We start from the raw sequence: 25,204 nt of genomic DNA on the forward strand, positions 1-25,204 counted from the left end.
AAGGCCGGGGCGGCGTGGGATAGAGGGAGCGCGTCATCACCGTTAACCCTTCGGCGCAAAACTCTCGACAAACGCTACCATACGCGGCAGGCAATTCCCGCGCAGATCATAGCGCTCCAGCGCCACTTTGCGCACCGCCGCCCGCATCTCGGTAAAGCGCTCCGGGTGCGCCAGCCCTTCAATCATCGCCGCCGACCAACCCGGCACATCGAAGAAATCCACCAAGGTTCCAGTCTTGCCATGCTCCAAAGCCTCCATCACCGGACGGGTGGCCGAGCCGATGATATGGCAGCCCGCCGCCATCGCCTCGATCATCGACCAAGACAAAACGAACGGATAGGTCAGATAGGCATGGGCGCGGCTGACCTTCATTAGGGCCACGAAATCGGGGTAGGGCACTTTGCCCATGAAATGCACACGGGACATATCCAAGCGGTCGCGCACTTCGGATAGGAAGCGTTCTTTCCAGCCCTTCTCGCCCTTTGGCGCGGCACCATAAGACACCTCGTCGCCGCCGACGATCACCACTTGCGCCTGCGGTCGTGCCGTCATGACCGCAGGCAGCGCGCGCATGAAGGTGTGATAGCCGCGATAGGGCTCTAGGTTGCGGTTCACAAAGGTCAAAACCTCATCCCCCGGCGTCACCACCCGGCCATTTGGCAAGCTAAACCGCGCCTGCGGATCGGGGGCCATACCAGAGGTATCGACGCCGTCATGGATCACGGTGATCATCTTGCGCAACGGATCGGGGTAGGTCGAGGCCTGCCATTCCGTCGGCGACAGCCCCGCATCGGCATGCGCCAATGCCTGCCCCAGATAGGTGGCGCGGCCTTGCGCGATCATCACCTGATCGAAATTCGCCTCGCCAAACTCGGGGTCAAAGCCGACATCCGCGCCGCGCCCGCGATAGTAGAACTCGGCATAGACGATCAGCTTGGCTTCGGGCCAGACCTCTTTCAGAAACAACGTCTCGCCCCAGCCGGAGTGGCCGAAGATCACATCCGGCACATAACCCTTGGCCCGCATCGCCTGCGCCGCCCGCGCCACCGTCACGCCGCGATCACTCATCGTAGTGTAGTTGCGCCCCAGACGAGTCGCGGCAGGGTCAACTGGCTCTGGAGTGTGCTTATACTTTGCCAGCGGGATCGGTGAGGCGCGGTTGTTCGCGGCATCGGTCAGCGCCATGCAAATATGGCCGCGCGCCGCGAGCTCGGGGGCCAGATGCAGAAACTGGCCGGGGAAATTCTGATGCACAAACAAGATCTTCATGGCCGCAGATTGTCTCCGAAAGCCGCTGCCATCAGCGCGCGGGTATAGTCGGTTTTCGGGTTGGCGAACAGATCAGCGCCGGTGCCCGCCTCCACCACATCGCCGTCTTTCATCACCATCACCTTATGCGCAAGCGCGCGGATCACCCGCAGATCATGGCTGATGAAGATATAGGCCAGCCCCCATTTGCGCTGCAAATCGCGCAGAAGATCGACAATCTGTACCTGCACCGTCATATCCAACGCGCTCGTCGGCTCGTCCAGCACCACCAGTTTCGGCCGCAAAATCATTGCCCGCGCAATCGCAATGCGCTGCCGCTGCCCACCGGAAAACTCATGCGGATAGCGCGCGGCCATGCTTGGGTTCAGCCCGACCTCGGCCATGATTTCCGCCACCGTCTCGGCGCGATTGCGTCCCGGCTCGAGCCCATGCACGCCCAGACCTTCGGCGATGATCTCTGCCGCCGTCATGCGCGGGGAAAGGCTTCCGAAAGGGTCTTGAAACACGATCTGCATGTCGCGGCGGTGTTCCCGCATCGCCCGGGTTTGCAGGCCCTGAATATCCCGCCCCAGCACGGTGATCCGCCCCGTGCTGTCAATCAGCCGTAAAATCGCCAGCGCCATCGTGGTTTTGCCCGAGCCGCTTTCGCCCACAATCCCCAACGTCTCCCCCGCGCGCACCGATAGACTGGCCTCATTCACCGCCTTTACATGGCCCACGACCTTGCGCATAAACCCCTGTTGGATCGGAAACCACACCCGCAGCTTGTCGACCTCGACCACCACAGGCGCATCCACCGCCACCGGATCAGGCCGCCCCTGCGGTTCCGCCGCCAGCAGCTTTTGCGTATAGGGGTGCTGCGGATTGGCAAAGATTTCCGCCGTCAGCCCCTGTTCAACAATCTCGCCTCCCTGCATCACACACACCCGGTCGGCGATGCGCCGCACGATGCCGAGATCATGCGTGATGAACAGTAAAGAAAGTCCTTCGGTCTGCTTCAGATCCGCCAACAGCGCCAAAATCTGCGCCTGGATCGTCACGTCCAGCGCCGTGGTCGGCTCATCCGCTACCAGCAATTCCGGCCCATTCGCCAAAGCCATCGCGATCATCACCCGCTGCCTTTGCCCGCCGGAAAGCTGATGCGGATAGGCGGTCAGGCGGCTTTCGGCGTCACGGATGCCCACCTTATCCAGCAATTCCAAACTGCGCGCCCGTGCAGCTGCCCCGGTAAGCCCTTGATGCAGACCCAGACTTTCCGCCAACTGCCGCTCAATCGTGTGCAAGGGGTTCAGCGAGGTCATCGGTTCTTGGAAAATAAAGCTGATGTCATTGCCGCGCACCCGCCGCAACTGCGCTTGGCTGGCCCCGACCATCTCCTGCCCAAGATACTTCACCGAACCTGTCACCTTGGCGCTATCTGGCAGCAACCCCACGGTCGACAACGCCGTCACCGACTTGCCCGAGCCAGACTCGCCGACCAAAGCCACCGTCTCGCCCTTATTCACGGTGAAATTGACGCCCCGCACGGCGGAAAAATCACGACCATCCTGCCGGAAACCGATATTCAGGTTCGAGACCTCCAACACAGCGCTCATTGGAAGGTCTTTCTGGGGTCAAACGCATCGCGCACGCCTTCAAAGATGAAGACCAGCAGCGACAGCATGATGGCAAAGGTGAAAAACGCGGTGAAGGCCAGCGAGGGCATCTGCAAATTCTGCTGCGCTTGCCGCGAAAGCTGGCCCAGCGACGGCAAAGATGCAGGCAGACCAAAGCCCAGATAATCCAGTGCCGCCAGCGATCCTATCGCGCCCGAAACCACAAACGGCAGCATGGTCAGCGTCGCCACCATCGCATTCGGCAACACATGCCGCAAGATGATCACCAAATCCGACACGCCTAACGCTTTGGCCGCACGCACATATTCAAAGTTCCGCGCCCGCAGGAATTCGGCCCGCACGATGCCGATCAACCGGGTCCAGCCAAAGGCGATCATCAGGAAAATCAGGATCCAGAAGCTGCGCTGCCAGACCGAGAACACGATGATGATGACATACAAATCCGGCGTGCCGCCCCAAATCTCCAGCAGGCGCTGGAAAATCAGATCAACCTTACCGCCGAAATACCCCTGCACCGCCCCCGCGGCGATGCCCAACACCGAGGTCAAAACCGTCACGATCAGCGCAAAGGCCACCGACAGCCGGAAGCCATAAATCACTCGCGCCAGCACATCGCGACTGGTGTCATCGGTGCCCAGCCAATGCGTCGCATCGGGGACGGAGGGTGCTGCTTTGCCGCCCAAATCATTGATTGTGTTGTATGAAAATGGAATCAGGGGCCAGACAATGCGGCCTTTCTCAAACCCCTCCGCCTTATAGGAACCCGCGTTCACCGCTGCCATAATATCCTCGGGCGTATCAAAGCAATCGACCACACCGCCGGTGACGATCAGACATTGCACCTCGGGCGCTTTGTAATTCGCCTCGGTTTTAAAATCGCCGCCATAATCAGTCTCAGTATAAAACTTCAGAAACGGCGTCCGCCATTCGCCGCGATATTCCACCAACAAAGGTCGATCATTCGCCAAAACCTCGGCAAACAAAGAAATTCCGAACAGCGCCGCGAACAGAATCAAAGACCAATAAGCCCGCTTGTTGGCCTTGAAATTCCGCCACCGCCGTTGGTTCAAAGGGGACAATGCCATCAGCCCCTCCGCTCAAAATCAATCCGGGGATCGACCCAGACATACATCAGATCCGAGATAATCCCGACGATCAGCCCCATCAGGCCAAAGGCAAACAAGGTGCCAAAGATCACCGGATAATCCCGCTCGACCGCCGACTTAAAGCCCAACTGCCCCAGACCGTCCAACGAAAAGATGTTCTCGATGATCAGACTGCCGCCGAAAAACACCCCGATGAACAAAGCCGGAAATCCCGCGATCACGATCAGCATCGCATTGCGGAACACATGGCCATAAAGCACCCGCCGCTCTGACAACCCCTTGGCCCGCGCCGTCATCACATATTGCTTTTTGATCTCATCCAGAAAGCTGTTCTTGGTCAGCAAGGTCAGCGTCGCAAACGACGAAATCGTGCTGGCCACCACCGGCAAAGTGATGTGCCACAGATAATCGCCCGCTTTCCCCAGCAACGACAACTGATCAAAATTCTCAGAGGTCAGGCCCCGCAGCGGGAAAATCTTCCAATACGACCCGCCCGCGAACAGCACCAGCAGCATCACCGCCACCAATAGGCCGGGAATGGCATAGGCAGCGATGATCACGCCAGAGGTCCAACTGTCAAAGCGCGAGCCATCCGTCACCGCCTTGCGGATGCCCAATGGGATTGAAATCAGATAGGCCAGCAGCGTTGACCACAGCCCCAAAGTGATCGAAACTGGCAGCTTTTCCGCCACCAACCCCATCACGCTTTCAGAACGGAAATAGCTTTGGCCAAAGTCAAAGCGGATGAATTTTCCCATCATAATGAAGAACCGCTCATAAGCCGGGATCATTTCCTTCTGGCAATCCTTGGCCTGTTGCAGCAGTGTGCCTTCATAGCCTGCCGGGCAAATGAAGCGGGCAAAGCCAAACTCGACCTCTAACTTGGCGCGAAATTCGGGCGGCAAACCGCGCGCGCCGACATAGCCCTTGCCGCCTTCAGCATCGGTGCCCGCATCTGCACCCGCAGCCCCGCTGACCGCGCCGATGGAATCACCCGAGCCCTGCATCCGCGCCTCAATCTGATCGAACGGTCCACCGGGCACGAATTGTGTCAGGGCAAAGTTGATCACCATGATGCCGAGCAGCGTCGGGATCACCAAAATCAGCCGCCGAAGGATATAGGCCAGCATCTATTTCAACACGCCCGCAGCTTTAAGCTTGTCGGCCTTGGCCTGATCAAACCACCAGAACGAAAGCTCGCCCAAGGCATAGGGCGGCAGCGTGGCGGGGTGGTCGTATTGGTCATAATAAGCGACGAAGTAGTTGTCGTTGAACCAACCCGGAATCCAGAACCGTTGTGCGCGCAGCACCCGGTCCAAGGCGCTGACCACGGTGTCCAATTCTTCACGGGTTTTCGCGCCTTCCACCAAATCCAGCAGCTTATCCACCGCCGGATTGGCAAAGCCCGCCCGGTTGCGGGTTGAATTGTTCGCCGTCACCGAGGAATAGGCCTGCTTCAACTCACCCCCCGGCTCGTATCCGCCATTCACCGCATTGCCCGAGATGATGTCGAAATCGAAGTTCGGCGGATCGGTGCGCTGGCTCATCTGCGCGGGGTCGATCATGTTCAGCGACGCATCTATGCCCACAGCCCGCAGGTTTTCAACATAGGGGCTGATCACGCGTTCAAAGGCAGGGGTATCTTCCAGAAAATCGACCTTCAGCGTCTCCCCCTTGGCATTGCGGCGGATACCGTCGGCGCCGACTTCCCAGCCAGCCTCATCCAGAAGCTTAGACGCCTTACGCAAATTCCCCCGGTCCATGCCCTTTTCCGAGGTCGACACCGACCCCATCACCGCATCATCGGTCAAGATCGACGCGGGCAGCAGGCCTTCATCGACCAAGGGTTGCAACAGCGCCACCTCAGCGGGGCTGGGCGCGCCCTTGGCGGCCATTTGCGTATTCTCCCAGATCGAATTGATCCGGCTGTACAGCCCATAGAACAGCGTCTGGTTCGACCATTCAAAGTTGAACATCAAGCCAATCGCCTCGCGCACCTTCGGATCTTGGAACTTTTCCCGCCGCAGGTTCAGCAGAAACCCCTGACCCGAGGCGATATTGCCGTTCGGCAGTTCGGTCTTGATCACCGATCCGTTGCTGAGATTGCTGAACTGATACCCCGTCGCCCATTGCTTGGATGAATTCTCTTGCCGGAACGTGTAAATCCCGGTCTTGAACGCCTCAAACGCGGCGGTGTCGTCGCCGAAATATTCATAGCGGATGCGGTCAAAGTTGTTCTGGCCCACCGAAAGCGGATGGTTCGCCCCCCAATACTCCGGGTTACGCTTGTAAATAATCTGCTGACCGGGCTTCAGGCTGTCCAGCACATAGGGGCTGGTGCCCAGAAACGGCTTTAACGTGCTGTCTTCCAGATCGCGCTTGTTGGCCTCGTAATCTGCCTTTGACATGATGGTCAGGCTGCCCGCAATCGCCGGCATATCGCGGAACGGCGTGCCGGGAGTGAAGACAAACTTCACCGTATAATCGTCCAGTGCCTCAACCGACTGGAACTTCTGGTTAAACACCGAGCGGTATTCCGCAATGCCCTTGTCGCGGAACATCTCATAGCTGAATACCACATCGGCGGCGGTCATCGGGCTGCCATCCGAGAATTTCACATCATGGCGCAGATGGAAAATCACCCAAGAGCGGTCATCGGGGTATTCCATCGTCTCGCACATCAAACAATAGGCCGCCCCAATCTCATCAGCGGGGCTGACAAGGATGCTTTCGTAAAAGATTGACGAGGCAACCGCCGCGACACCTTTCACCGAATAGGGGTTCACGCTGTCAAAGGTGCCGGGATACCATTCCGAAATCTCGCCACCCTTCGGGGCATCAGGGTTCACATAATCCAGATGCTTGAAGTCGGCAGGGTATTTCAGCGTGCCAAAGGTCGAGATGCCATGCGCGGTGATCACCTTGGCTTCATCGGCAAACGCGGACCCTGCGCCAAAAACCAGCACCGCCACCAAGCCCGCTCTGATCTGCCGCATCCCCGACCTCCTGCCATCCGCCGCTATGCTGCGGCCATTGCTGCACATGCTAAATCGGAACCCGCGCACGCCACAAGGCGCGAATGTGTGATCGCAGCCGCGTCCCGGCTCCCAACCCCGTGAAAATGGAAAAGCCGCCCGAAAGAGCGGCCTTTCCCGGCAATCTGCCGTATATTTACTTCAGCGTCGCCAGATAGGCGATCACATTGGCGCGGTCTTCGATTTTCGGCAGACCGGCAAAACCCATCTTGGTGCCTTTGACATCGGCCTTCGGGTTCAGCAGGAACACTTCGATCAGCTCTGGCGTCCACGGCTCATGCACCGAGGCCATGCCGTCGGAATAGGCAAAGCCCTCAACCGAGCCGCGTGCCCGGCCAACCACACCGTTCAGATGCGGACCGGTGCCGTTGCTGCCATCCACCTTGTGGCAAGCCGCACATTTCTTGAACACTTTCTCGCCAGCTGCCGGATCAGCCGCCGCGAACACTTCCGCCCAAGGCGGGCCTTCGGCGGCTGCACCATCGGCAGGGGCGGCATCATCGACCGCAATCGAATAGGCCTGCGCCACTTCTTCGCCGCCATGGCTTTCAGCGCCACCGCCGTAAACCGCTTCACCGGCCCAGGAAATGAACAGATACACCAGCAGCGAGCCACAGACCGCACCGGTCACCTTGGTCAAAGTCATCGTGTCGAACATGTCGCGCCTTCCTTCGGGTCGTGTTTGGGTGGGCTGCAAAGCCGGAACCTGATTTGGGGTTATCTACCCGCTTCCCCCGCCTTCTTTCAAGGTGTAGTAGCGCGACCAATAGCCCCAATGCGGGGCTTTTTACGGCGGAGTGTTCGAAATGTCAGGGCGTATCGCGTTTCAGGGTGAATTGGGGGCCTATTCGCATCAGGCGTGCCAGCAGGCACGGCCCGATATGGAAGCATTTCCCTGCACCACTTTTGAAGATGTGGTCGAACTGACTCGCTCGGGCGAGGTCGAGTTGGGCATGTTGGCGGTCGAAAACTCCACCTATGGCCGGGTTGCCGATGTCCATTCGCTTTTGCCGCGCGCAGGCCTGCATATCGTCGATGAAGCCTTCGTGCGGGTGCATGTGAACCTGCTCGGCGTACCGGGGGCGAAACTGGCCGATGTGAAAGAAGCCCATGGCCATGTGGTGATCCTGCCGCAATGCGCAGGGTTTCTGAAAGCCCACGGCATCAAGGGCAAGGTCAGTTCCGACAACGCCCGCGCCGCGCGCGAAGTGGCTGAAGGCCGTGATGTGACCAAAGCCGCCTTGGCCAGCGAACTCGCAGCTTCAATCTATGGCCTTGATGTGCTGGCTCCGCATATCGAGGATCACGCCAACAACACGACCCGCTTTCTGGTGATGAGCCGCACCCCGGATGACACCCGCCGCGCCAAGGAGATGATCACCACCTTCACCTTCCGGGTGCGCAACATCCCGGCGGCTTTGTACAAGGCCATGGGCGGCTTTGCCACCAACGGCATCAACATGACCAAGCTGGAAAGCTATATGGTCGGAGGCTCCTTCACCGCGACCGAGTTTTACGCTGACATCGAAGGCCATCCCGAAGACGCCCCGGTCAAACGCGCGCTGGAAGAACTGCGCTACTTCTCAACACAGGTCGATATCTTGGGCGTCTACCCCGCCGATCGTCGTAGGGACTGACCTCCCCTGCGCCTGCCAAGCACACCAGCCTAGCCCGGAATCAAGGCGCTTTTGCGCCGCCGGGCAGCGCCTGACCGCCCCCTCGGGCGGGCGCTATTGCAGTGTCTCGCCTAGAACATCTGGGGGATTGCTGAGACATAAACCGCCTAGAACCAACGTGGCTCGCTCACCCGGCGGTCAGGCGCAGCCCTGTGCCAGCATTGGGAAAACGCTTCGCCCTCGGGCGCCCCGCCTCAATACTTCTTCACCGCCCGATACCGTGCCTCAACCTCAGCCGCCAACTGTGCCGCCCGCTGATCAAACTTGCGATCAATCCGCGCCCGCGCCAGCCGCAAAGATTGCAGGAACAACCGCGCGGTCAGGCTGCGCGGTGAGATTTCTAAGACCACATGCATCCGGGTGCGTTTGCCACCCAGCTCCATCAGATCAATCGAGGCAACCCCCTCAATCGCCTGCGAAATCCCGGCAAAGCGCAATAATGTTGAGGGTTCAATCTGGGTCAGCTCCAGCTCCATATTGCGCGGCTTGCTGCGATAGGAAAACCGCGCCGCCCAACGCATCCCCGCTGCCACCGCCCGCAGCTTGTCGATACGCGATACTTCCGCGCCGCGCCGCATCGCCGCCCGCTCCCAAGCCTCGAAATCCGAGATGATCCGAAACACATCTGCGATCGGCGCTTCAATATCCTGCTTTGTCGCAAACCGCATCGCCTGTCCCCCAGCCTTGCTTGTTCTTGTTTTTATCTGCCAACAGGCGCAGCCAAATCGTTAACGCGCTAGGAATAACGATCAATCCAGCCGTTCTGCAAGGAAATTACCCATCAAAAACTGCGCAATCGCACCTTTGCGCCCCGGATTAATCTTTGGATGCTGCCCCGCCATCACCTCAACCAATTCCTCGCGGTTCACCCACAGCGCATCTTCCAACTCGGCAGGGTCCAGCGTGATCTCATCCGAGGTCGCCTCCGCAATGCAGCCGAACATCAACGAGGCCGGAAACGGCCAAGGCTGTGAGGCCAAATACCGCACCGCCCCAGTGGTGATCCCGGTCTCCTCAAACACCTCACGCCGCACCGCCGCCTCCAGCGTCTCGCCGGGCTCGACAAACCCCGCCAACAGCGAATACATCCCTTCCGGCCAAGGCGCAGACCGCCCGAGCAACAGCTTATTGCCACGCGTGACCAGCATGATCACCACCGGATCGGTGCGCGGAAAATGCTGGGCATGGCAAGCGGGGCAAGACCGCTGCCAACCGGCATGGCTCATCACCGATGCCACACCACAGCTAGAGCAAAACCGATGCGTGCTGTGCCATTGCAGCACCGCCTTCGCCGTTGCCGCCAATTCCGCCTCACGCGGGGTCAACAGCGCCATCACGCCGCGCAAATCCTCAAACGCGTGATCTTCCGGCAGGGCAGGGTGGCCTTGCCGATTGGCATCGACAAATCCGGCAGGTTGACTGGCCTCCAGCACCTCCGGCTCCCAGCCCGAAATATCCTGCGCAAACCGCGCCACGCCATCGTCCAGCCCCAGAAACACCGGCGCGCCCGTGCCCAAAACCACGCTATCCGCCGCCACCCACCCCAAGCCATTCTGCGCCACAATCAACGGCTTACCGCGCCAAATCGGCAACACCCGCCCGTCCGCCAACAGCTCTGCCATCCGCACCGGATCGCTGCGCAAAGCCGCCGCCCGATCCAGACCCGAGCCGCCAAATGTCACCGTTTCCGCCAATCGCATCGCCGCACTCCCGCTTTGCGCCGTTCATCGCATGGAACACCGGATAGGGCAATTCGCCGCACCCCGTGTCAAATCCAACCCAGCCGATCAAATATGCAACTTGAAGGTGAAACTTTTCGGCTAGCCGCGAATTTCACCTTCCTTTCGGCAGTTTAGGATGAGACGCTAAACCAAGGGGAGAAAATCCTGACACAGATCAGGCCTCTCGCTGCGTCGGGGAATGGGATTTACGGTGCAATACAGCTTTGCGAACGATCGTGGTGCGGTATCGGGCACCATTGGCGGCCCGGTGATTGATCTGCGCATCCTTGCGACCTCGGATCTGCATGCCAATCTGCTGGCGTGGGATTATCACACCAGCCGTCCCTGCCCGCAGCGCGGCCTTGCCCGCATCGCGACACTGATCCACAAAGCCCGCTTTGAGCGCCCGCAGAGCCTGCTGTTTGACAATGGCGACTTTCTGCACGGCACCGTGCTGGGCGATTTCATTGCCGAAACCACGCCGCTGCTACGCTCGGGCCGCCCGCTGCATGCGCATCCGATGATCGCGGCGATGAATGCGCTGGATTACGATGCGGTGGCGCTGGGCAATCACGAATTCGGCCATGGTTTGGGCTTTTTGCGCCGCTCGCTGGCCGCCACCCGCTTTCCCATCGTCTGCTCGAACCTCTACTTCAAACCCACCCGAGGTGCGCCGCTGGCCGCGCCCTATCTGCTGCTGCACCGTGATCTGCGCGACCGCCACGGCAAGCTGCACCGCCTCAAAATCGCCATACTGGGCTTCATTCCACCGCAAACCACGGTCTGGGAAAAGCGCTACCTGAAAAGCCGTGCCTCGGTGGATGACATCACAGCTTCCGCTCGCCATCTGGTGCCCGAGCTGCGCGCGCGTGGCGCCGATCTGATCATAGCGCTGTCACATTCCGGCATCGGCGAAGCAGAGGCCGAGCCGGGGGCCGAGAACGCGAGCTCAGCTTTGGCCGAAATTGACGGCATCGACGTGGTGATTGCGGGCCACACCCATCTGACCTTTCCCACCGCCAGCCGTCCCGATCTGGCCGGGAAACCCGCCGTGATGCCGGGGTTTTTCGGCTCGCATCTGGGGGTGATTGATCTCACCCTGCGCCACAGCAGCAAAGGCTGGCGGATTGCTGGCTTCGGGGCCGAAATCCGGCCGGTCTCAAGGCGCGATCCGGTGACCGGGCAGGTCGAAGCGCTGGTCAGCGACGACGCCGCGATTGTCGAAATCGCCCGTCCGGCGCATGAGGCCCTGCTGGCACGTACCGATATCGAAATCGGCCACAGCCCAATCGCACTGAACAGCCATTTCGCCCTGCTGACGCAAAGTCCGCCGCTGGCGCTGGTGGCGGCGGCGCAGGCGGATCATCTGAGGCGGGTGCTGGTGGGCACAGCGCTGGCCAACTTGCCGCTCCTCTCCGCTGTCGCTCCGTTCAAGGCGGGCGGGCGCGGTGGGCCTGAAAACTACACCGACATCCCGGCAGGCCCGCTGCTGACTCGCCATGTCAGTGATCTCTACATCCATCCCAACAGCCTGTCCTGCCTGCGGGTCAGCGGCCAAGACCTCTACGATTGGCTGGAACGCTCGGTCAGCCTGTATCATCAGATCGCGCCCGGTGCCGTTGACGCCGCGCTGATCGACGAAGATTTCCCCAGCTTCAATTTCGACACCATCCACGGTCTCAGCTATCAGATCGACCTGACCGAGCCGCCGCGCTTCAATACCTTTGGCCGGGTGATTGCCCCCGAGGCCCGCCGCATCCGCGATCTGCGCTATCAGGGCCAACCCGTGCGCCCCGCGCAGGTTTTCGCTTTGGCGACCAACAACTACCGCGCTGCGGGCGGCGTGGGCTTTCCCGGCACAGGCACCGCGCAAGTGGTCTATGAAGGTGCCGAGAGCAACCGCGAGATGCTTGCAAACTATCTGCGCAGCGGGGCCATTCCCGCGCCCGCCTCCGCCGATTGGCGCTTTGTACCAATGCCCGGCAGTTCGGTTACCGTCGATCTTAACCCCAGTGCCGCCGCTCATCTGGCCGAGGTGCCGCATTTGCGGCTGGAACCGCTCATGCAGCTTGCCACCGGCTTTCGCCGCTTTCGCCTGCATCTGTGATCGGCTATGAGGGCGGCAGATACGCGGTCGGCAGATACCAAAGGCCGAAAACCGGGGCTTGCGATGTTTGACGCGATTTTCTTCGATCTTGACGGCACGTTGATTGATACCGAAAGCCTTGCCATGGCCTCCGGCCTCGCCGCCTTTGCCGAATTGGGCCATCCGGTGACCGAGGCGTTTTTGCACCAACTCGTCGGCGTCGATCTGCCGACAGGCGGCAAAATCATCAGCGCCGCGATGCCGCGGGTTGATCCCGAGGCGCTGCATCCGCTGTGGCAAGGCGGCTTTCGTGCCGCGATGGATCTTAACGGCCTTAACCTCAAAGCCGGTGCTATGGATCTGCTGCAAGCCCGCCTGCTGCCGATGGCGCTTGTCACCTCCTCTGGCCGCCAAGAAGCGCATCATAAGCTGGAAATCGCGGGCATCGCCGAGATGTTCGATCTGATCATCACCGTCGATGACGTGACCGCCCCCAAACCCAACCCCGCGCCTTACCTTCTGGCCGCCGAAAAACTCGGTGTTTCGCCTGCGCGCTGCCTGGTGTTTGAAGACAGTGAAACCGGCGCAGAAGCCGGCCACCGCGCCGGCTGTTTCGTGGTGCAAGTCCCCGACGTGGTCCCCAGCCAAGGCCGCTGGGCGCATCATCTCGCCGACAACCTGCTGGCAGGCGCAAGGCACGCGGGCCTGCTGATCTAAGCCTGCCAAACCCCCTAAAACTTATCTAAAATTGTCATCCTCTGCGCGCAAATATCCCCGCCGGAGGCTTCTGAGGCCTGCGCACGGAGCCTCCGGCGGGAGTATTTCAAAAAGAGCAAATCCTGCGCGGAAATCCTTAACAAATCGTTGATGCCCACTTGTAACTCATTGAAATCATATCAGAGCAACCTCTGTCCACGCGCGGACACACGCCCAAACGAAAACGGCGCACCTTTCAGCGCGCCGCCTTGATCCGTGAAATCCGTTCAGTTCGTCATCAAATAATAGCTGTTCCGCGACGCGCCATTATTCTGCACCGTCACATAAAAATACCCGTTCCAGCTGGGCACGAAGTCGCAGTAAATCTTGTCCGACCAGCTCACATCATAGCAAATCGTGTTGCCATTCTCATCGGTGACCAGCACGTCGAGGTTGGAATCGCCATCCCCCACCACCGCGAGCTCGGCATAGCTGTCACCATAAAACGGCACCTCCCAGGTATCGGTCTGCCCGGCAGGCAGCCGCGACGGGGTCGATGACGCCCCGCCAACCCGGCCGCGCCCAGCCTCCACCATCGCATCCTCAACCAGCCCCGCCAGCACCTCATCCTCGCCCGCGAGTTCCTTCGCCGAGGCCATCATCACCGCCGCATCCACCGGCAAATCCTTGCCCTCGGCCTCACCCGCAAGCTCGGTCCCCTTGGTCTCTTTTTTGCGCTCGACCTCTTTCACCTCCACCGATCCTGCCAGCTTCGCCGCCGTCAAAACCGTTAACGCATCCTTGTTGGCCATGCCCAAGGTGTACAAATCCTGCGCCATCGCGAAGGTCGCCACCGCCCCCTTGCTGCCCGTCGCCGAGGATTTCACATTCGGCCCCTTCGCCGCAGCCGGGGCTTCCGTCGTGGTGGTCTGCGCGAAGGCAGGCAGGCTCAAAGCCACCAAAGCACTGGTCGCAAGGGCGGGGAAAAACGCTTTCAATGTCATGTTCTGTCCAATCGGTTGTGACCCTCGCGGGCGATATGCACTGAATTTGGCAGGAAGACCGCCGTTTGGGAAGTGGGTTCCGCGTGACAAATCGTGTCACATCCGTCGTTCCCAGCCTTCCCCCTCTCGCGGCTTCGCGCTAGCTTGCGCGCAACAAAAGGAGACTCTGATGCGCGCGATTTTGGAACGGTTGCTGAGTTTTGACACGGTCAGCTCCAAGCCCAACATCGCTTTGATGGGTTATGTGCAAGACCTGCTGGCCGAGGCTGGTATAGACTCCACGCTGATCCCCGACCCATCCGGCGGCAAAGCCAATCTCTACGCCACAGTCGGGCCGCAGGGTGTGCCGGGGATGATGCTGTCGGGTCACACTGATGTGGTCCCGGTCGAAGGTCAGGCTTGGACTGTGTCGCCTTTCGCGCTGACCGAAAAAGACGCGCGCTATTATGGTCGGGGCGCTGCCGATATGAAGGGCTTCGCCGCCTGCGCGATTGAGGCGGTGTTGGCCGCCGCCAAACGCCCGCTGAAAGTGCCGCTGCATCTGGCGTTGTCCTATGACGAGGAAATCGGCTGCATGGGGGTACGCAGTTTGATTGACATGCTGGAGGCTGCCTCGATCCGACCCCGGATGTGTATTGTGGGGGAACCCACGGCGATGCAGGTCGCCACCGGCCACAAGGGTAAGATCGCGCTGCGGGCAACTTGCGTGGGCAGGGAAGGTCATTCGGCGCTGGCTCCGCTCGCCCTCAATGCGCTGCATTTGGCGGCGGATTTTGTCGGGGTGGTGCGGGGGTTGCAGGCGCGGGTGGCGGCGACCGGGTTGCGGGATGGCGATTATGATGTGCCCTATTCGACGCTGCATGTGGGGAAGTTGAACGGGGGGGTGCAGGTGAATATCGTGCCGAACTCTGCCGTGATCGACTTTGAAATTCGCAGTTTGGCGGGCGAGGATACCGAGGCATTGATCGCGGATTTGCGGGCGGGGGCGGAGGCGATTGTGGCGCCGCTCCGGGCAGAGTTTCCTGAGGCGGAGATCAGGATTGAACGGCTGTGGGATTATCCGGGGTTGGGCACGCCTTCGGATGCGGGGGTGGTGAACTTTGTGAAATCGCTGACCGGGGCGAATGGCACGATCAAGGTGGCGTTTGGCACCGAGGGCGGGTTGTTTGATGCCCGGCTGGGCATCCCTACGGTGATCTGCGGGCCGGGGTCGATGGCGCAGGGGCACAAGCCGGATGAGTTCGTTTCGGTCGAACAGATTGAACGGTGCCGCACGATGCTGGCGGAATTGGTGGATCGCTGCGTAGCGGGATTTTAAGGGTGGTCCCAACTCGGGACCTTTTTTAGATGATTTAGAATCAATGAGTTAACATACCCGTTTTAAGGGTCTGTTAACTTCTCATCCGCAGTCCCGCGCCCGAACAGGCCCGCCAAGGCGCGGCTGGTGGTGGCACTCGTCCCCGGTCGCGGCAATGCCACGAAGGGCATCGGGCGCGACAATTCCATCGCGGCAAGGCCGACGCGGGCGGTCAAAGCGCCGTTGACCACGCCTTCGCCAAAGCGCCGGGAAATCTTGGCAAGTAGTCCCCCCGATGCCACTGAGCCTACCAGATCATCGGCCAAGGCGATCGCGCCCGCGCCCAGCAGCGCCGAAAACACCCGGCGCATCAGGCGGAAACTGCCCATGCTGCCGGACCGCCCGCCATAAATCTCGGACAGGCGGCGGATCAGTTTCAAATTGGCATAAAGTGCTGTCGCCACATCCGCCAAAGCCAGCGGCACAAAAGCGGTGATGGTGGCGACGAGGCGGGCGGCGGCTTCAACCTCGGCCAGTGCGGCACGGTCCAAGGGGGCGATCAGTTCGACCTCTGCCAGCGACAACAAAGCGTCGGCATCGAATACATCGGCCTCACGCTCGGCCAGACGGGCACGGCCCCAAGCCGTATCGGCGCGGTCGGAATACAGACTGACAAGGCTCGCCACCGCGGCGCGGGCGGCTTTCAGATCGCCAGCGAGGCGGGCTTCGGCGGCGGCGGCGCGCAGCTTATCCAGCCGCGCCATGCGGGAGAACGCCATCAGTTCGCGGCCCGCCAGCACCAGCACCACAAACAACGCCAGCACGAACAGCACAAAGGCCAGCCAGCCCAATACGCTGTTTTCACCAAACAATCCGATAACGAAATTCCATGCCGACACCGACAGCACCAGCGTGAACAGGCTGCCGAACACCCAAAGCGCAAAGCGGGCAAAGCCGGACCCCCGGCGCTGGGCGAGAAAAGCGGCGGTGTGCAGTGCGCGCGCGGCCCCCGCATCTGGCACCGCTTCAGCCATACCGGGATCGGCGGCATCGCCATCATACTCTTGCATCAACGGGCCGTGCAGGCGGGCCCGTTCGTTTTGAGACGGGTCATTCAGATGCAGGCTCACAAGCGATCTCCGATCAGGAATTCGGCGGCGCGGTCGAGGCGGATATGCGGCGGGCCTTCGCCGGGGCGCAAGGTGACGCGGGCCGGGGCGAAGGCCATCAGCGCATAATCGGCGTCGAGCCATTGCTCGGCGCCTTCGCGGGCGGGCGAGAGCAGGCGGCTGGGGTCGGCGGGCAACTGGCCCGGATACATCACGGCCTGTTTGCCATTGGTCAGCAAGCGACCGCGCACGGCATCAAGGCTAACACCTTCGCGTGACACGGTTTCTTCCACGGTGCAGCGCAGGCTTGCCATTGAAATGGCTGCGGTCTGTGCGCCCGCGAAATCGGCGCGGCTGACGGCTTCGCGCAGCATCGCCCGCATGATCCCGGTTAAGGCGGGGTGCTGGTGGTGGTGGAGATGGTCGGCCTTGGTGGCGGCGAACAGGATTTTCTCCACCCGTTTGCCGCCCAGGATACCCGTCAGCCAGCCGTTGCGACCGGGGCGGAAGGCCGCCAGCACATCGGCCATGGTGCGGCGCAGGTCTTCCACGGCTTGCGGGCCTTGGTGCAGGGCGGAAAGGACATCGACCAGCACGATCTGGCGGTCAATCTTGGCGAAATGCTCGCGGAAGAACGGCTGGATGACGCGGGATTTATAGACGTCATAGCGGCGCTGCATCTCGCGCCAAAGACTGTTGCGCGGGGTTTGCGCAGGCGCAGGCAGTGGGGCGAAGGTCAGCACCGGAGAGCCTGCCAGATCACCGGGCAGCAGGAAGCGACCGGGGGTGCAATCAGACCAACCTGCGGCGCGGGCGGCTTTCAGGTAGTCGGTGAAGTGTTGGCTGAGGGCTTGGGCTTTGGGTTCTTCCAAGCGAAGCGAGCCGTCCTCGGCCCGGGCATGGGCCATGAAATCGGCAGCTTCGGGGCGTTTGGCGATGCGGTGCAGGGTGTCTTCTGACCATTCGGTGTAGGATTTATCCAGCAAGGACAGGTCCAGCAGCCATTCGCCGGGGTAATCGACGATATCGACATGCAGGGTGCGCGGGCCGGCAAAGCTGTTGATGAAACCGCTGGGCCGGGTGCGGAACGACAGACGCAGCTCGGAAATCGCGCGGGTCGATTGCGGCCAACGCGGATCGTCGCCTGTCATCGCGGCGAGGTGATCCTCGAAGGCAAAGCGTGGCAGGGTGTCGTCGGGTTGCGGCTGCAAATAGACCGCCTCGATGCGGTTCTGCGCCTGGGCGGTCAGTTGCGGCATCCGGGCGCGGTCGAGCAGGTTGGCGACCAGACTGGTGATGAACACGGTTTTGCCCGCGCGCGACAGCCCGGTGACGCCGATGCGCAACACCGGTTCATAGCCGGTCAGGGCCGAAGCCGCGGCCTCTATTTGCCGGGCAATGCCGTGGGTTAGGCTGGAAAACACGCGCGATCATCCTGTTGCTTGGCGTCAACATAGGGGTGAGGCGGGCGTTTTGGAAGGCATGGACAGGAAGGTGCGTATTGGGTAAGCGCGGGAGATGCCCAGATATGCCATGCTCATCGACTATGACGGAGGTCCGTTCAACGGCTGGCAGCGCCAGGCGGGCGGGCAGTTGACGGTGCAGGGTGCGATTGAGGCGGCATTGGCGCGGTTGGAGCCGGGGCCGCATACAATTGCCGCCGCAGGGCGGACGGATTCCGGGGTGCATGCCACGGGGCAGGTGGCGCATTGCGATCTGGCGAAGGATTGGGACTGTTTTCGGCTGGCCTCGGCGCTGAACGCGCATCTGCGCCCCGCTCCGGTGTCGGTGCTGGCGGTGGTGAGGGTGGCGGACGATTTCCACGCGCGGTTTTCGGCGCGGGAGCGGCGCTATCTGTTCCGGCTGGTGGCCCGGCGCGCGCCAGCAACGCATGACCGGGGGCGGGTGTGGCGGGTGCATTCTCCCTTGGATATTGAAGCGATGCGGGCGGGGGCGGCGTATCTGATTGGCAAGCATGATTTCACCACGTTCCGCTCGACCTATTGTCAGGCGGCTAGCCCGGTGAAGACGCTGGACGAGGTGTCGATTGTCACGGTGCCCTATGCGGCGGGGGTGGAATACCGCTTTACCCTGCGGGCGCGGAGTTTCCTGCACAACCAAGTGCGCTCGATTGTTGGCACGCTGGAGCGGGTCGGGGCGGGGGCTTGGGCACCCAGTCAGGTGAAAGCGGCGCTAGAGGCGGCGGATCGCGCGGCTTGCGGGCCAGTCTCGCCGCCGGATGGGCTGTATATGACCGGGGTGGGCTATCCGGTAGACCCGTTCGGTTCGCTTTGACGCCAAGCCGGGGGCTCGCCCCCGGACCCCGAGGATATTTAAGCGCAGAGGATGATCAGAGCGGTCAAGCACCCCGACGGGAGAACGGATCTTGCCGCGGGGTGCCATCCACTGCGTCGGTCATCGGCGTCCCCGCCTGTACCGCTCTTTGAGTTTGAGCGATTCGGATTAAAGCCTTCTTAACGGACATCCTCTGCGCTCAAATATCCCGGGGGTCCGGGGGCTGGCCCCCGGCTTGGCCAATGCAGCGCGCAGCGGCTGCTAGACCTACCCCGCCCCATCGCTTATCAAGGTCAAAAGCATTGGAGCCTGCATGACCCTTCCCGATCTGCTGTTGTCACAACTGTCCGATCCGTTTCGCATCGGTCTGTTGATCGCGTTGTTCCTCACCATGCTGCGCACGCGGGCGGCTTCTGGAACCATCATCCCGCTCGCCATCGGGGCGGTGTTTGTGGCGGTGTTGTTGCCGCTGACGGCGCAGGCGCAACTGGCGGTGCCGATGGCTGTGGCCATCGGAGTGGGAATTCTGGCCAATGTGATTTGGCTGGCGGTTATTCTGGGGGTTTGGACGTTGTATCAGCGCCTGCGCGCCCGCTGACCCCCGCAAGGTCAAGTACCCGGTGCCTCAGCAAACGGGCGGCATAGCAAAAGGGCCGGGAGTTTCCTCCCGGCCCTTTGCCCGTTTCAGACGTCAAACGCTTATTGGTTGTTCGCGTCCGAGAAGATGTCTTTCTTATGCGTACCACCCGGCACCAGCAGCGTACCGATCACCACCGTCGCCAGAGCCACCACGATGGCATACCAGAGCCCCGAGTAGATGTTGCCGGATTGTGCCGAGATCGCCAGCGCGGTTGCCGGAAGCAAGCCACCGAACCAGCCGTTGCCGATGTGGTAGGGCAGCGACATGCCGGAGTAGCGGATCCGGGTCGGGAACAGTTCGACCAGCATCGCAGCAATCGGGCCGTAGACCATCGTCACCAGAATGATCAGATAGGTCAGGATCGCGACCACGCTGATGTTTTGCTTGGTGAAGATGTCAAAGAAGCCACCGACTTTCGCCACCGTGGTATTGTCGGCGGCCACCAGCGGATAGCCCGCTGCGGTCAGAGCATCGTTGATCGACTTCTCAAAGCCGGCTTTCACTCCATTGGCTGCGTCCAGTGCGGCTTGCGCTGCATCCGTTGCGGCTTGGTCGGTGCCGGCTTTGGCGGTTTCAAGCGCTGCCTTGGCATCGGCAATCGCTTTGCCGTTCACGCTGCCGTCATAGGCAGGGATCACAGTTTCGCCGATTTTCACCGAAGCAATCGTGCCAGCCGCCGCATCGACGGTCGTCGAGTTGACCGAGCCTTTCAGCAGCAGGGCTTTGGCAATGTCGCAAGATTTGGTGAACTTGGCGGTGCCGACCGGGTTGAACTGGAACGAGCAATCCGCCGGGTTCGCCGTGACCACTACCGGGGTGGTTTGTGCTGCGTGGAGGGCCGGGTTGGCGGTTGCGGTCAGCGCGTTGAACACTGGGAAATAGGTCAGTGCCGCAATCAGACAGCCTGCCAGAATGATCGGCTTGCGGCCGATACGGTCAGACAGCGAGCCGAAGAACAGGAAACCACCGGTGCCGAGGATCAGCGACCATGCCACAAAGACGTTGGCCGAATAGCTGTCGACCTTCACCACGTTTTGCAAGAAGAACAACGCGTAGAACTGGCCGGAATACCACACCACGGCTTGGCCAGCGGTCAGGCCGAACAAAGCGATCAGTGCGATTTTGGCGTTTTTCCACTGACCAAAAGCTTCGCGCAGCGGGGCTTTCGAGGCAGCGCCTTCTTCCTTCATTTTCTTGAAGGCCGGGCTTTCATGCATGGTCAGGCGGATATACAGCGACACCGCCAACAGGAGGAGCGATCCGATGAAGGGCAAGCGCCAGCCCCAAGCCTTCCAAGGCTCCAGCATGACTTGCACGCCTTTGGCGTCCAAAAGCGGCGCACCGTCCAGGCCGACTTGCGCCACTGTCGGATAATGGCCGTTGACGTAGCCCGTCAGCACCAAGATCACCACCAGGGACAACAGCAAGCCAAGCGTCGCCGTGGTCTGGATGAATGAGGTGTAATAGCCACGACGGTGTTGTGGCGCGTGTTCGGCGACATAAACCGCAGCGCCGCCGTATTCACCGCCCAAGGCCAGCCCTTGCAGCATCCGCAGGCCGATCAGGGTGATTGGGGCCGCGATCCCCCAGCTTTGATATCCCGGCAGGATGCCGACGAAGAAGGTCGACAGACCCATGATCAGGATCGTCATCAGGAAGGTGTATTTCCGCCCGATCAAGTCACCCATGCTGCCGAATACCAATGCACCAAACGGGCGCACGATGAAGCCTGCAGCGAAGGCCAGCAGCGCGAAGATGTTGCGGGTGGCTTCGGGGTATGGTGTGAAAAACTGCGCGCCGATGATCGCGGCAAGCGAGCCGTAGAGGTAGAAGTCATACCACTCAAAAATCGTGCCGGCGGACGAGGCCAGAATAACCTTGCGCTCCTCCGCCGTCATTGGCCGTGAGCGTACACTCACATCTGCTAAGCTAGCCATGTTTGGCCTCCCTTGTTGTCCGGCGCTGGTCGCCGGTTCCCTATCCCAATCCAGAGCCGGGCAAACCTTCTGCGATCCCTGCCAAGGCAAGGTTCAGCCGAGGGCTGCTGGTTCTGGTTCTTGTATCCCCCGCAGCCGCTCCTCAACGGCGGCGGGGTATGCTTTAAGCCGCGATGCCGGCTATGATCTGGCCAAGGCTGTGGCGAATCTCGGCGATGGGACCCATCGCGTCGATGCGTTCCAAAACGCCTTTGGCCTCGTAATAGGCAATCAACGGTGCCGTCTGGGCGTGATAAGCGGTCAGCCTGTCGCGTACCGTTTCGGCATTGTCGTCGGCGCGGCGTTTGAATTCCAAGCCTCCGCATTTGTCACAAACGCCCGCTGTGTGGGGGCGTTTGAACGTGTCATGGTAGCCTTCGCCGCAACTGCCGCAGGTGTGGCGGCCCGAGACCCGGCCCACCATCGCGGCATCATCGACCTCAAGGCTGATCGCGGCGGTAATCTTTTGCCCGCTCTCGGCGAGTAGTTTGTCAAGCGCAGCGGCTTGCCCAGAGGTGCGCGGGAAGCCATCCAGAATGATGCCCTTGGCCACGTCGGGTTGCGCCATGCGGTCTTTCAGGATCGCCAGCACGATCTCATCCGACACCAAAGCGCCTGCTGCCATCACGGCTTTGGCCGCTAAGCCCGCCGGGGTGCCCGCGCTGACAGCCGCGCGCAAAAGGTCGCCGGTGGACAGCTGGATCAGACCGAAGTCCTCCTCCAGCATCCGGGCTTGTGTGCCTTTGCCAGCGCCGGGGGGACCGAGAAGGATCAGAACCGGGGCCATCCGCTCAAGCCTTGTTCATGCGGTTGGTGATCAGCTCTTCCACCACAGCCGGATCGGCGAGGGTGGAAATATCGCCCAACGCGCCAAAATCATTCTCGGCGATCTTGCGCAAAATGCGGCGCATGATCTTGCCCGAGCGGGTTTTCGGCAGGCCGGGAGCCCATTGGATCAGATCGGGCTTGGCAATCGGCCCGATCTCGGTGCGGACCCAAGCTTCGAGTTCCTTGCGCAAAGCGTCCGAGGGTTCCTCGCCGCGCATCAGGGTGACATAGGCGTAGATGCCTTGGCCTTTGATGTCATGCGGATAGCCGACGACAGCGGCTTCGGCGACTTTCGGATGGGCGACAAGCGCGCTTTCCACCTCAGCCGTGCCCATACGGTGACCCGAGACGTTGATCACGTCATCGACGCGGCCAGTGATCCAGTAATAGCCATCCAGATCGCGGCGGCAGCCGTCGCCGGTGAAGTAATAGCCGGGGTATTGGCTGAAATAGGCTTCCTCAAACCGCGCATGATCGCCCCACAGCGTGCGCATCATGCCCGGCCAGCTGTCGGAGATGCAGAGCACGCCATCGGTTTCGGTATCGGTTTGCACCTTAGCCGTGGCGGGATCGAGCACGATAGGTTTGACGCCAAAGAACGGCAAGGTGGCTGAACCGGGTTTTTGCGGAATAGCCCCCGGCAACGGCGTGATCAGATGGCCGCCGGTTTCGGTCTGCCAGAACGTGTCTACGATGGGGCAGCGGCCCTTGCCGACATGCTGGTTGTACCAGTGCCACGCCTCGGGGTTGATTGGCTCGCCGACCGAACCCAAAAGCTTGAGGCTGGAGAGATCGTGCTTAGCGGGCCATTCCGGCCCCATGCCCATCAGCGAACGGATCGCCGTCGGCGCGGTGTAGAATTGGCTGACCTTATGCTTGGCGCAAACCTCCCAGAACCGTCCGGCATCGGGATAATTCGGCACGCCTTCAAACATCACCGTGGTCGCGCCATTCGCCAGTGGGCCGTAGATGATATAGCTATGGCCGGTGACCCAACCCACATCGGCGGTACACCAGAACACATCGCCATCATGGTAATCGAAGGTGATCTGCTGCGTCATCGCCGCGTAAACCAGATAGCCGCCCGAGCTGTGCACAACCCCCTTCGGCTTACCCGTCGAGCCCGAGGTATACAGGATGAACAGCGGGTCTTCCGCCCCCATCTCGACATAGGCGCAATAGGGTTTGGCGGCGGCCATCTCGGCCTTGACGTCAATATCGCGGCCATCGACCCACGAGGTCTGATCGCCGGTGTGTTTGACGACCAAGCATTTCACATGGTCGTTGCAGTGCAAAAGCGCCGCGTCGGTATTGTTCTTCAGCCCGGTTTTCTTGCCGCCGCGTGGCGCGAAATCAGCTGTGATCACCACCTTGGCATCCGAGTCATTGATCCGGTTCGCCAAAGCATCCGGCGAGAACCCGGCAAAAACGATCGAGTGAATAGCCCCGATCCGCGCACAAGCCAGCATCGCATAGGCGGCTTCCGGGATCATCGGCAGGTAAATCACCACCCGGTCACCACGCGAAACCCCGTGAGATTTCAGCACATTCGCCATGCGTGAGGTGTTTTCCAGCAGTTGCGCATAGGTGATGTGCAGGGAAGGGGTTTTCGGATCATCCGGCTCCCAGATTATCGCCGTCTGGTTGGCGCGGGAGACCATATGGCGGTCGATGCAGTTGGCCGAGACGTTCAGCGTGCCGTCTTCAAACCATTTGATCGAAACTTCGCCAAGCTTGAAATTGGTGTCTTTGACGCGGGTGAAATCCTTGATCCAGTCAATGCGCTGGCCTTCCTTGGCCCAAAACGCGCTCGGATCGGCGACAGATGCCGCATACATCGCCTCATACTGTGTGGCGTTCACATGCGCATGGGCGACAAATTCTTCTGAAGCCGCATATTTCTGCGCAGCAGCGTGATCCGACATAACTTTCTCCCCAGTTCCCAGTCAGGCCTTGCGACCCGTCCCAACGGCCTGCCGCATAGGGCAGGGCTCCCCCGTTTGTAACCTGATCATAGCGTATTTGTAAAATAGTTGGTAACTCTTTTTATTCATGTAGTTTTTCTGTAAATAAATTGACAAATCGGACGGTGAATTTTGTCAATTATTAGAAAATTGGCAATGAAATGACGGCACGTCACATTGGCAGCTTAGAGTTGAATGGCAGCGGGGGGAAGCTTAGGCACGGGCGGCAGACAATTTGGCGGGCGGTGGGCGCGCTTGGGATCGTCGGAGGGCTGCGCGGATTGCCCCGTTCACAATGGGGTGATTCGGATGCTAAACGCAGGGCAACCCCCAGCAGGCAAGTCTTGCCATCGAAGGCCTGCTCCGCGGTTTTAAAGGCCCGATATGACCCAAAAACGCCCCGACCCCGTCGCCGCCGCCGATGCAGACGCCCGCGCCTTGGCGCTGTCCTTGATGCAGACGCATCATGCCGCGCTGGCTTGGAGCGATGCTGAAACCCAGACTCCGGGCATCAGCCGGATCGCCTTTGGGCTAAACCCGGAGGGCGTACCGATCGCTTTGATCTCGGGCCTTGCCCCGCACACGGCGGCTTTGCGCGCCAACCCTGCTTGTGCGCTGATGCTGGGTGAGCCGGGCGAAAAGGGCGATCCGCTGACCCATCCCCGGCTGATGATCCGGGCTTTGGCGGAATTTGTCGCCGCCGATGATCCCAACCGCCCCACCCTGCGCGCGCATTGGCTAGAGGGCCACCCGAAGGCGACCCTTTACATTGACCTGCCCGATTTTGCCTTCGTGCGCCTTGTGCCGCAATCGGCGCTGTTGAACGGTGGCTTCGGCAAAGCCTTCCGGTTCAGCGCGGAAGACTTGCTGCCAGATTAAACTGGCC

The 25,204-nt window shown here is 60.9% G+C and carries 21 protein-coding genes; 7 read left to right on the top strand and 14 right to left on the bottom strand.

What is annotated here, in order from left to right; translation table 11 throughout:
* Nucleotides 1-42: 42 nt before the first annotated feature.
* From ACS5RD_RS06355 to ACS5RD_RS06380, 6 genes are all read right to left on the bottom strand, one after another.
* On the bottom strand, nucleotides 43-1,269 hold the full coding sequence (locus ACS5RD_RS06355) for a glycosyltransferase (RefSeq protein ID WP_054005213.1): 1,227 nt from the start codon (nucleotides 1,267-1,269) through the stop codon (nucleotides 43-45).
* A complete protein-coding gene (locus tag ACS5RD_RS06360) occupies nucleotides 1,266-2,864 on the bottom strand; it encodes an ABC transporter ATP-binding protein (protein WP_489930476.1) in 1,599 nt (532 codons plus the stop codon). The genes ACS5RD_RS06355 and ACS5RD_RS06360 overlap by 4 nt, the downstream gene beginning before the upstream one ends.
* Nucleotides 2,861-3,970, bottom strand: a complete 1,110-nt coding sequence (locus ACS5RD_RS06365) for an ABC transporter permease (RefSeq protein ID WP_489930477.1) — start codon at nucleotides 3,968-3,970, stop codon at nucleotides 2,861-2,863. Before ACS5RD_RS06365 ends, ACS5RD_RS06360 begins: the two co-directional genes overlap by 4 nt.
* Entirely contained in the window at nucleotides 3,970-5,121 is a 1,152-nt protein-coding gene (locus tag ACS5RD_RS06370) for a microcin C ABC transporter permease YejB (RefSeq protein WP_489930478.1), read from the bottom strand. The genes ACS5RD_RS06365 and ACS5RD_RS06370 overlap by 1 nt, the downstream gene beginning before the upstream one ends.
* Entirely contained in the window at nucleotides 5,122-6,987 is a 1,866-nt protein-coding gene (locus ACS5RD_RS06375; protein ID WP_489930479.1) for an extracellular solute-binding protein, read from the bottom strand. It lies immediately after the preceding gene.
* A 175-nt stretch (nucleotides 6,988-7,162) separates the two neighbouring features.
* Entirely contained in the window at nucleotides 7,163-7,684 is a 522-nt protein-coding gene (locus ACS5RD_RS06380) for a c-type cytochrome (RefSeq protein WP_054005208.1), read from the bottom strand.
* Between the two features lie 148 nt (nucleotides 7,685-7,832).
* Here ACS5RD_RS06380 and ACS5RD_RS06385 point away from each other — a divergent pair, with 148 nt between their 5' ends.
* Complete coding sequence (locus ACS5RD_RS06385; protein WP_489930480.1) at nucleotides 7,833-8,663, top strand: prephenate dehydratase; 831 nt, start codon at nucleotides 7,833-7,835, stop codon at nucleotides 8,661-8,663.
* 233 nt (nucleotides 8,664-8,896) lie between these two features.
* On the opposite strand, the gene ACS5RD_RS06390 is transcribed toward ACS5RD_RS06385, so the two are convergent.
* Both ACS5RD_RS06390 and nudC read right to left on the bottom strand, forming a co-directional pair.
* Nucleotides 8,897-9,370 carry an SRPBCC family protein gene (locus ACS5RD_RS06390; protein WP_489930481.1) on the bottom strand — a complete coding sequence of 158 codons (474 nt, stop codon included), beginning with the start codon at nucleotides 9,368-9,370 and terminating at the stop codon, nucleotides 8,897-8,899.
* Between the two features lie 81 nt (nucleotides 9,371-9,451).
* Complete coding sequence (nudC, locus tag ACS5RD_RS06395; protein WP_489930482.1) at nucleotides 9,452-10,402, bottom strand: NAD(+) diphosphatase; 951 nt, start codon at nucleotides 10,400-10,402, stop codon at nucleotides 9,452-9,454.
* Between the two features lie 232 nt (nucleotides 10,403-10,634).
* Here nudC and ACS5RD_RS06400 point away from each other — a divergent pair, with 232 nt between their 5' ends.
* Nucleotides 10,635-12,530 carry a bifunctional 2',3'-cyclic-nucleotide 2'-phosphodiesterase/3'-nucleotidase gene (locus ACS5RD_RS06400; RefSeq protein ID WP_489930483.1) on the top strand — a complete coding sequence of 632 codons (1,896 nt, stop codon included), beginning with the start codon at nucleotides 10,635-10,637 and terminating at the stop codon, nucleotides 12,528-12,530.
* A 63-nt stretch (nucleotides 12,531-12,593) separates the two neighbouring features.
* Nucleotides 12,594-13,226 carry an HAD family hydrolase gene (locus tag ACS5RD_RS06405; protein ID WP_489930484.1) on the top strand — a complete coding sequence of 211 codons (633 nt, stop codon included), beginning with the start codon at nucleotides 12,594-12,596 and terminating at the stop codon, nucleotides 13,224-13,226.
* Between the two features lie 266 nt (nucleotides 13,227-13,492).
* Here ACS5RD_RS06405 and ACS5RD_RS06410 read toward each other — a convergent pair whose 3' ends face one another.
* Nucleotides 13,493-14,209, bottom strand: coding sequence for a hypothetical protein (locus tag ACS5RD_RS06410; RefSeq protein ID WP_489930485.1), 717 nt, complete (start codon nucleotides 14,207-14,209; stop codon nucleotides 13,493-13,495).
* On the opposite strand from ACS5RD_RS06410, the gene argE reads away from it, so the two are divergent.
* On the top strand, nucleotides 14,208-15,527 hold the full coding sequence (argE, locus tag ACS5RD_RS06415) for an acetylornithine deacetylase (protein WP_489930486.1): 1,320 nt from the start codon (nucleotides 14,208-14,210) through the stop codon (nucleotides 15,525-15,527). The two genes, ACS5RD_RS06410 and argE, sit on opposite strands and share 2 nt — an antisense overlap.
* Before the next feature lie 62 nt (nucleotides 15,528-15,589).
* Here argE and ACS5RD_RS06420 read toward each other — a convergent pair whose 3' ends face one another.
* Nucleotides 15,590-16,636 carry a YcjF family protein gene (locus tag ACS5RD_RS06420; protein ID WP_489930487.1) on the bottom strand — a complete coding sequence of 349 codons (1,047 nt, stop codon included), beginning with the start codon at nucleotides 16,634-16,636 and terminating at the stop codon, nucleotides 15,590-15,592.
* A complete protein-coding gene (locus ACS5RD_RS06425; protein WP_489930488.1) occupies nucleotides 16,633-18,039 on the bottom strand; it encodes a YcjX family GTP-binding protein in 1,407 nt (468 codons plus the stop codon). The genes ACS5RD_RS06420 and ACS5RD_RS06425 overlap by 4 nt, the downstream gene beginning before the upstream one ends.
* Nucleotides 18,040-18,133: 94 nt before the next feature.
* Between ACS5RD_RS06425 and truA the strand changes: the two genes are divergently transcribed.
* Both truA and ACS5RD_RS06435 read left to right on the top strand, forming a co-directional pair.
* The gene (gene truA / locus ACS5RD_RS06430; RefSeq protein ID WP_489930489.1) at nucleotides 18,134-18,910 is read left to right on the top strand and encodes a tRNA pseudouridine(38-40) synthase TruA; all 777 of its coding nucleotides are present in this window, start codon (nucleotides 18,134-18,136) and stop codon (nucleotides 18,908-18,910) included.
* A gap of 313 nt (nucleotides 18,911-19,223) precedes the next feature.
* Complete coding sequence (locus ACS5RD_RS06435; protein WP_054005198.1) at nucleotides 19,224-19,508, top strand: hypothetical protein; 285 nt, start codon at nucleotides 19,224-19,226, stop codon at nucleotides 19,506-19,508.
* A gap of 101 nt (nucleotides 19,509-19,609) precedes the next feature.
* On the opposite strand, the gene ACS5RD_RS06440 is transcribed toward ACS5RD_RS06435, so the two are convergent.
* The 3 genes from ACS5RD_RS06440 to acs all read right to left on the bottom strand — a co-directional run bounded on the left by ACS5RD_RS06440 (nucleotide 19,610) and on the right by acs (nucleotide 24,279).
* On the bottom strand, nucleotides 19,610-21,487 hold the full coding sequence (locus ACS5RD_RS06440) for an MFS transporter (protein ID WP_489930490.1): 1,878 nt from the start codon (nucleotides 21,485-21,487) through the stop codon (nucleotides 19,610-19,612).
* A 163-nt stretch (nucleotides 21,488-21,650) separates the two neighbouring features.
* Nucleotides 21,651-22,313: an adenylate kinase gene (locus ACS5RD_RS06445; protein ID WP_054005196.1), complete on the bottom strand. Its 663-nt coding sequence runs from the start codon at nucleotides 22,311-22,313 to the stop codon at nucleotides 21,651-21,653.
* 4 nt (nucleotides 22,314-22,317) lie between these two features.
* Nucleotides 22,318-24,279 carry an acetate--CoA ligase gene (acs, locus tag ACS5RD_RS06450; protein WP_489930491.1) on the bottom strand — a complete coding sequence of 654 codons (1,962 nt, stop codon included), beginning with the start codon at nucleotides 24,277-24,279 and terminating at the stop codon, nucleotides 22,318-22,320.
* Between the two features lie 423 nt (nucleotides 24,280-24,702).
* Here acs and ACS5RD_RS06455 point away from each other — a divergent pair, with 423 nt between their 5' ends.
* Nucleotides 24,703-25,197, top strand: a complete 495-nt coding sequence (locus tag ACS5RD_RS06455; RefSeq protein WP_489930492.1) for a HugZ family pyridoxamine 5'-phosphate oxidase — start codon at nucleotides 24,703-24,705, stop codon at nucleotides 25,195-25,197.
* The last annotated feature ends 7 nt before the right edge of the window (nucleotides 25,198-25,204 follow it).

The organism is Cypionkella sp. PAMC25878, assembly GCF_058135695.1.

What these genes read in the sequence shown, in the direction of transcription:
- ACS5RD_RS06355 (WP_054005213.1), bottom strand. Translation starts at nt 1,269, where the DNA reads ATGAAGATCTTGTTTGTGCATCAGAATTTCCCCGGCCAGTTTCTGCAT.
- nudC (WP_489930482.1), bottom strand. Translation starts at nt 10,402, where the DNA reads ATGCGATTGGCGGAAACGGTGACATTTGGCGGCTCGGGTCTGGATCGG.
- ACS5RD_RS06410 (WP_489930485.1), bottom strand. Translation starts at nt 14,209, where the DNA reads ATGACATTGAAAGCGTTTTTCCCCGCCCTTGCGACCAGTGCTTTGGTG.
- ACS5RD_RS06360 (WP_489930476.1), bottom strand. Translation starts at nt 2,864, where the DNA reads ATGAGCGCTGTGTTGGAGGTCTCGAACCTGAATATCGGTTTCCGGCAG.
- ACS5RD_RS06375 (WP_489930479.1), bottom strand. Translation starts at nt 6,987, where the DNA reads ATGCGGCAGATCAGAGCGGGCTTGGTGGCGGTGCTGGTTTTTGGCGCA.
- ACS5RD_RS06370 (WP_489930478.1), bottom strand. Translation starts at nt 5,121, where the DNA reads ATGCTGGCCTATATCCTTCGGCGGCTGATTTTGGTGATCCCGACGCTG.
- ACS5RD_RS06405 (WP_489930484.1), top strand. Translation starts at nt 12,594, where the DNA reads ATGTTTGACGCGATTTTCTTCGATCTTGACGGCACGTTGATTGATACC.
- ACS5RD_RS06365 (WP_489930477.1), bottom strand. Translation starts at nt 3,970, where the DNA reads ATGGCATTGTCCCCTTTGAACCAACGGCGGTGGCGGAATTTCAAGGCC.
- ACS5RD_RS06435 (WP_054005198.1), top strand. Translation starts at nt 19,224, where the DNA reads ATGACCCTTCCCGATCTGCTGTTGTCACAACTGTCCGATCCGTTTCGC.
- truA (WP_489930489.1), top strand. Translation starts at nt 18,134, where the DNA reads ATGCCCAGATATGCCATGCTCATCGACTATGACGGAGGTCCGTTCAAC.
- ACS5RD_RS06440 (WP_489930490.1), bottom strand. Translation starts at nt 21,487, where the DNA reads ATGGCTAGCTTAGCAGATGTGAGTGTACGCTCACGGCCAATGACGGCG.
- acs (WP_489930491.1), bottom strand. Translation starts at nt 24,279, where the DNA reads ATGTCGGATCACGCTGCTGCGCAGAAATATGCGGCTTCAGAAGAATTT.
- ACS5RD_RS06385 (WP_489930480.1), top strand. Translation starts at nt 7,833, where the DNA reads ATGTCAGGGCGTATCGCGTTTCAGGGTGAATTGGGGGCCTATTCGCAT.
- ACS5RD_RS06445 (WP_054005196.1), bottom strand. Translation starts at nt 22,313, where the DNA reads ATGGCCCCGGTTCTGATCCTTCTCGGTCCCCCCGGCGCTGGCAAAGGC.
- ACS5RD_RS06455 (WP_489930492.1), top strand. Translation starts at nt 24,703, where the DNA reads ATGACCCAAAAACGCCCCGACCCCGTCGCCGCCGCCGATGCAGACGCC.
- argE (WP_489930486.1), top strand. Translation starts at nt 14,208, where the DNA reads ATGTTCTGTCCAATCGGTTGTGACCCTCGCGGGCGATATGCACTGAAT.
- ACS5RD_RS06390 (WP_489930481.1), bottom strand. Translation starts at nt 9,370, where the DNA reads ATGCGGTTTGCGACAAAGCAGGATATTGAAGCGCCGATCGCAGATGTG.
- ACS5RD_RS06380 (WP_054005208.1), bottom strand. Translation starts at nt 7,684, where the DNA reads ATGTTCGACACGATGACTTTGACCAAGGTGACCGGTGCGGTCTGTGGC.